Genomic DNA, 6,179 nt, shown 5'->3' with positions numbered 1-6,179 from the left:
CTGTGTTGGTTTTTTTTTGGCGAAAGATCTGATCACCAAATGCCATGAATGTTCCCTAACTCTTTGACTTTATTTTACTATTCGTGGGGATAGCTCAGTACCTGGTTGCGGTCCGCAGATATTGGTAACCAGCTTATACCTTAATGGCGCAGTTCCGTTTTCAGCACAACTTGGCAATGCAATAAGTAATGACGGCGACGCGTTGTTTCCCGCCATTGCGCTCTCACCCAAAGCAGCGCTTATTGCCACAGTGTACTCTGCTATTCCTGCATTTCTTGTGGGTTATGGCTACTGGTATTTGTTTGAATAAAGCTTTCGATGCGTTAAAAGGTTGAATTAACGGATAGGCTAGCGCTGCCCCACAGCGATTACTCTATTTCGACAGAAAGCGCTTCATTCCACGGCACGCTTATCTCATAGTTGCCTTTACGGGTTTTGTATTGATAGACCGTTGTAGAAAAAGCAATGGATTCGGGGTTTATATCTTCCTCGATAGTGAGAGTTACGTTAACGGCTTGGAAAAAGCGAAAGCGATATTTGATATCTTCTGCCAGCAGGCTCGATTCGCCCGATTTCAGCGTGAACGCTTCACCGTTTCGCTGACCGACTACGGCAATATCTAAACTGCCATTTATCACTGCTTTTTGCTGTTTAGACTGCAGCAGAACCAACCTAAGTTGATAGGTATTGTCACTTAACTTAAAAACTTCTACCCCTTCAATGGCAAAACCTTCGTCGGTTTTCTCAGGCGCCACGACGCGTTCATAGAAACTCAGTAATTCTTGTTGCGCCTCTAGTTCTTTTTTCTGTTCGCCTAACGTATTGGTAATGCTCTCCGTCTCGAGCGTGGCAAGCTCCATGGCGACTTCCAGCTGATTCACTTTGGTAGTAAGCGCATGATTTTCTTCAGACAAAATAGCAATAGTTTCTTGCTGAGCCTGTACTTTCTTGCTGTCGCCCTCGTCAATAATTCGCGCTAGCTTATAGCCGAACCCAACCATGGCAAACATAATAAGCGCCACTAACAGTGTCCACTTGTAGTTGCCTAAAACTTCTTTTAACTGATCTGTCGTCATGATATCTACATCAACAAAAAACACCGTGCGCTAAGGCGCTCTAAACATTATGAATTTTAGGTGTTTATGGTAAGCTTCTTTTTACGTTAATCTACTGTACCACAACATGCGCTTGCAGGCTTTAAGAGAGGAAGTAGCTCATCCACGCACATCCATTCAGTTGTGCATGCTGGGCATTGTAGGGGGAACCTGCGCGGCGCTTATCATTATACTGTTTCGGCTGTGCGTAGAATGGCTACAAGAAACAGGCGTGTCGTCGCTTCAGTCGGTGCTTACCTATGACTGGTTGGTTTGGCTTATCATGCCATTTACCAGTGTAGGATTAATTCTATTTATCGCCTTTCTTACGGGCTTCAAGCACTACCGTTTAGGTATTCCCTTCGTTATTCATCGAGTGAAGTACTATTACGGTCATATTCCATTTAGAACCACCATTAACCAGTTCTTTGGGGGCATGCTAGCCCTGGCCGGCGGTTTCGTTGTTGGTCGAGAAGGCCCTTCCGTTCATTTAGGCGCGTCAGGCAGTAGTTTCTTAGGGCAATGGCTTCGCTTGCCTTATAACAGTATTCGAATACTTGCAGGCTGCGGCATTGCGGCAGGGATATCGGCATCATTCAACACGCCGTTTGCTGCCGTAATATTCGTGATGGAAGTGGTACTTAGGGAATACAAAATACATATTTTTGTTCCTGTCATGCTGGCTGCTGCCTGTGGCTCGGTGCTCACTCGCATTGTATTTGGGGAAGTAAACGAGCTTTCGTTTTTATCGTTTAATGCATTTAGCCAGTGGATGTATTTTTACTTGGTGCTGCTAGGCATTCTGTTAGGCATGCTGGCCGTTTTATTCAATAGCCAGCTCATGCGGGTGATGACGTGGTTCAGGCCGGTTTCCATGGTGTGGCGTTTAATACTTGCTGCGCTAATTACCGGTACCATTGGTATGTTTATACCTGAAGCCCTTGGCGCCAACTTTATCGATGTTGAGCACTTATTTGATAGCTCCCCCGGCGCGCTGCTGTTGGTTTCTACTTTGGTGTTTAAAGTTATCTTAGCGGTATTTGCTATTGGCCTCGGTATTCCAGGAGGGATCATTGGCCCTGTGATGGTTATTGGCATGCTCGCTGGCGCCGTACTTTTATTGCCACTGTCGTACTTTATTGACGTACCCGAATTTACCAACAGCTTCGCCCTGTTAGGCATAGCAGGCATGTTGACCGCAGTATTGCACGCGCCTCTTGCAGCGCTTTCCGCGGTTATGGAACTATCGTACAGCCCGCAAATTATTCTACCAGCCATGTTGGTAATTGTGCCTGCTTACGTGACTTCTACGCAGTTCTTTGGCAACCGCTCTATTTTCATACGCCAGCTTGATTATCAAAATCTCCCTTACGCTATCTCGTCTATTCGTGAAGCGCTTGAGAAAACGGGCGTACTTGCAGCGATGAATACTGAGTACAAGCTATTTCACGATGCGCCGGAGCAAGCGTTAATTAACTACTTAGAAAGCGATCCAACAAAAATTGTCATTCAGAAGTTAAAATTTGAAATAGATGTGCAGTATAAGCTGGTCCAATACAATGTGAGTTTGGAACACGATGCAACAGCGTTAAACTATTACGAAATGGAAGGTATTAGCGCGCAGTCTACGCTGCACGAAGTATACGAACACCTTAAAAACTCGCGATCTGGCGCAGTTTATATTTACGATCAGGAGCTAAACGATATTATTGGCGTAGTAACGTGGAATATCTTACAAAGCTTCTTACAAAAGGCTCATTATTAGTATGTACATTTTATGGTTTAAAGCGCTGCACATCTTTTTCATGCTGGCTTGGATGGCAGGACTTTTCTATTTACCGCGACTTTTCGTTTATCACGCGACAACGAAATCTCAAGTGGTAAAAGACGAATTTAAGGTCATGGAGCGCCGCCTGTGGTTCTTTGTTACTCCATTCGCCTTGTTAACTCTGGCATTCGGCGTTGCGCTTATTGTCAGCTATGGTGGAACTTGGTTTAAAATGTCGGGGTGGCTTCATATAAAGTTGCTGCTGCTTCTTGCTATTTACGGCTATCACTTCTATTTGTTTAAGTTAATGAAGCAATTTGCACGCGACGAAAATAGACACTCTCCGCGCTTTTATCGCTTTTTAAATGAAGCGCCGGTGCTTATCATTCTCGCCATCGTTTGCTTGGCTGTGGTAAAACCTTTATAAAAGTGTAAGCCAAACTAAATAGTAAAGGCGCACGTACAAAGTTATTGAAAATTCAGTACTCAAGGAACCAGTACTGCTGTGTAGTGTGAGAAGTAATTTTAAGCTTGTTGTTGAGAGTGTTGTAAGCATTGCACATAGTCGCCCAGAACCTGCTGTTTCTCGGGTTTAACAAATTGTTTTTATCGGAATGCTATACATGGATGACAGTAATCAACACCTCAAGCATTTGCTCAAACAGACAGATATTGCCTTTAAGGCGCTTATGAGGGAGCCTGCTTCACGGCTTCTTAACGAGCAATACGAAAAGGCGAAGCTTGAACTAGACAGCTATACCGCTTCGCTTAAACACACGTTGAATCAACGGCATCAACAACAAAGACAGCGCTAATTTTGAATTAGCGTTTTTGTTTTTTGCTTCTCCTGAAGCTCCCAGTTATCAAATTTTCCCCTAGGTTACTTTGTTAAAGGTTTCAAATTGATTGGGTAACGCGCCTGCTAGCTCTCCTGACAACTTAGTGTAATCTGCCAGCACCGAAGGAAGCTGTTTAACAAGCATGTTTATATTACTTTCAAGCTGAGCAGCTTGTTTGTCGTTTCTGTAAGACAAGGCTAATTCAATATTAGCAAGCGTTGAGAAAAGCTTTAAACATCGAGACAGGCGAGCTTCTGCAGGTTCTGTTTTCTCAGGCTCGTTATCGTCACAGTCTTTCTTGTTCGCCTTACTTTTTTCTAAATGCTTTTCCCAATGGTTCCACGCATTTTGCCACACAGGTTCTAATTGCTTATGCACGTGTAAAAGCCCATTTAGCCAGCTTTCGAGCTCTTTCGAAGGCCTCGTCGTTCCTTGCACCTCTATCGCAACGTTCAATTCACTAGGCATGGGCGACTTTTCCTGACGCATAAAATCCAAATGCGCCCGCAGGCCATTCATTAATGTATCAGCAAGCTTATCTACATCTTTGTCTACAAGGTGGCTGTCACTAGACTGTATGAGCCACGGCATCCACTGTTCGGGCATGGGAATTTCTGGTGCGGAGGCAACGGCAAAGATCATTCCATCTACGTAATAAGCATCCGGAAGCACATTTTCGAAACTGGGAAGCGAAACAATATCGCTGATTGTGTTTATTGGAAACCCACCTTTCACCATTACCATCCTATTTTAATTTGCGTTCTCTTTTATGAAACGGTAGTCTGCGCGGCCACTTTGTAGAGGGCATGTTTTGTAACCTTTTATCTACCCAAAATAATGGGAAATAAGGTAAAGAGTAAACAACAAACTTCTACACTGGGTACGCGACAATAGGTTTAAAACCAATCTGTTACTGTATTGGTTTAGCGGTACTGTTGCGTGCTCGCCTACCTATTGTCATGATAGCAAAACTTAACTAAGAGTCGTTGCAATGGCAAAAGATAAATCAGGATACATCATCGCGGCCGCCTTTATTGGCCCTGGAACAGTAACTACGGCAAGTCTGACAGGTGCAAACTTTGGCTTTCACCTAGTATGGGCGCTCCTTTTCTCCATATTCGCAACCATAGTATTGCAAGACATGGCTGCGCGTTTAGGTGTGGCCAGCGGCCAAGGCCTAGCCAGTGCAATGAAAAACATGGCTTACAAGCCATGGCTAAAGAATCTTTTTATCGTGCTTATTGTCAGTGCTATCGGCATTGGCAACGCAGCCTATGAATCGGGCAACCTAACCGGCGCTGCAATCGGGCTAGACGCTTTTATCAGTATAGGCATTGGCCCCTGGGCCAGTATTTTGGGCACGATCGCTATAGTTTTACTCTGGTCGGGCAGCTACAAGTGGATAGAGACAGTACTGGTTTATCTCGTCTTTATTATGGCTGGCGTATTTCTTATCACGCTGTTGGTAGCCAAACCTGATATCGCCGCGATGTTTAGTCAGTTAATGTCTCCGCGGCTGGACGCTGACGCCATTACCACGGTGCTGGCGCTTATTGGTACCACCATCGTGCCTTACAACTTGTTTCTTCACGCGAGCCTAGTTGCAAAATCATCGAAAGGCCAAGATAAACAAGACGCGGTCGTCGCGTGCCGAAACCAGTCTGCTAGAGCTATTAGTATGGGTGGGCTTATTACGCTTATCGTAATGGCAACAGCAATGATGGCGTTCTTCAATCAAGCTGCCACTATGGACGCTTCGAACATGGGCGAGCAGCTTAAACCGGTTTTAGGTGACAAAGCTCAGTGGTTCTTTGCACTAGGGTTATTCGCCGCAGGCTTAACCAGTGCTATCACTGCGCCGCTAGCAGCCGCTTATGCGGTAACAGGAGCTCTGGGGCTTTCTGACGATATGCAAAGCAAGAGCTTTAAAGCGGTATGGTTTATCATCATTGTAGTGGGTGTCAGCGTTGCAGCACTTGGCTTTAAGCCCCTACCCGCCATCCTGTTTGCTCAAGCGACTAATGCTCTTTTACTGCCAATTATTGCCATATTTCTATTGGTCGTTATGAATAAAAGCACCGCACTGGGGGAGTTTAGAAACACATGGAAAAGTAACCTGGCAGGCTTTCTAGTAGTGGGTACTGTGATTGGTTTAGGCCTGTATAAACTAATCGGCGTATTTAGCTAGCTGCAAAATGGCAAAAATGGGGTCAGAGTAATTTTCTCCCTTTGTATGTCATTATAGTGTGCACTCGCAGGTAACAGTGAAATTACGTGACTAACAAACTAACTGCATATGAGAAGGGCCAAAGTAATACTTTGGCCCTTTTTAATAGAGAGCGTAATTACAAAAAGTACTCTGACCCCATTTTGGGGCTGAAAAAGTACTCTGACCCTGAGGGATCCCCACGAATTTAATTCCATGTGCCTGCGGTCCAGGCCCCGTCGACTATGGAGCTGTACCATTTGAGTGCAGTT

Annotated in this window: 6 protein-coding genes and 1 pseudogene; 5 read left to right on the top strand and 2 right to left on the bottom strand. The window is 44.9% G+C overall.

Annotated features, from left to right (window positions below; translation table 11 throughout):
* Positions 1 to 97 precede the first annotated feature (97 nt).
* A pseudogene (locus MHN09_RS20710) lies at positions 98 to 310 on the top strand (putative manganese transporter); the annotation flags it as partial.
* A gap of 58 nt (positions 311 to 368) precedes the next feature.
* Here the strand turns inward: MHN09_RS20710 and MHN09_RS20705 are convergent.
* Positions 369 to 1,076: a DUF6776 family protein gene (locus MHN09_RS20705; protein ID WP_171337870.1), complete on the bottom strand. Its 708-nt coding sequence runs from the start codon at positions 1,074 to 1,076 to the stop codon at positions 369 to 371.
* A gap of 106 nt (positions 1,077 to 1,182) precedes the next feature.
* Here MHN09_RS20705 and MHN09_RS20700 point away from each other — a divergent pair, with 106 nt between their 5' ends.
* The 3 genes from MHN09_RS20700 to MHN09_RS20690 all read left to right on the top strand — a co-directional run bounded on the left by MHN09_RS20700 (position 1,183) and on the right by MHN09_RS20690 (position 3,677).
* The gene (locus tag MHN09_RS20700) at positions 1,183 to 2,859 is read left to right on the top strand and encodes a chloride channel protein (RefSeq protein WP_014980173.1); all 1,677 of its coding nucleotides are present in this window, start codon (positions 1,183 to 1,185) and stop codon (positions 2,857 to 2,859) included.
* 1 nt (position 2,860) lies between these two features.
* A complete protein-coding gene (locus MHN09_RS20695; protein WP_014950581.1) occupies positions 2,861 to 3,289 on the top strand; it encodes a CopD family protein in 429 nt (142 codons plus the stop codon).
* A gap of 196 nt (positions 3,290 to 3,485) precedes the next feature.
* A complete protein-coding gene (locus tag MHN09_RS20690) occupies positions 3,486 to 3,677 on the top strand; it encodes a hypothetical protein (protein WP_014950582.1) in 192 nt (63 codons plus the stop codon).
* Positions 3,678 to 3,737: 60 nt separating this feature from the next.
* Here the strand turns inward: MHN09_RS20690 and MHN09_RS20685 are convergent, their stop codons facing one another.
* On the bottom strand, positions 3,738 to 4,439 hold the full coding sequence (locus MHN09_RS20685) for a UPF0149 family protein (RefSeq protein WP_239241801.1): 702 nt from the start codon (positions 4,437 to 4,439) through the stop codon (positions 3,738 to 3,740).
* Between the two features lie 253 nt (positions 4,440 to 4,692).
* Between MHN09_RS20685 and MHN09_RS20680 the strand changes: the two genes are divergently transcribed.
* Entirely contained in the window at positions 4,693 to 5,889 is a 1,197-nt protein-coding gene (locus MHN09_RS20680; RefSeq protein ID WP_239241800.1) for an Nramp family divalent metal transporter, read from the top strand.
* Positions 5,890 to 6,179: the final 290 nt, after the last annotated feature.

This window comes from Alteromonas sp. MmMcT2-5 (assembly GCF_022348315.1).
GTDB classification, from domain to species: domain Bacteria; phylum Pseudomonadota; class Gammaproteobacteria; order Enterobacterales; family Alteromonadaceae; genus Alteromonas; species Alteromonas macleodii.
The sequence above is the reverse complement of the archived record's forward strand: the minus strand, read 5'-3'. Positions and strand labels throughout refer to the sequence as shown.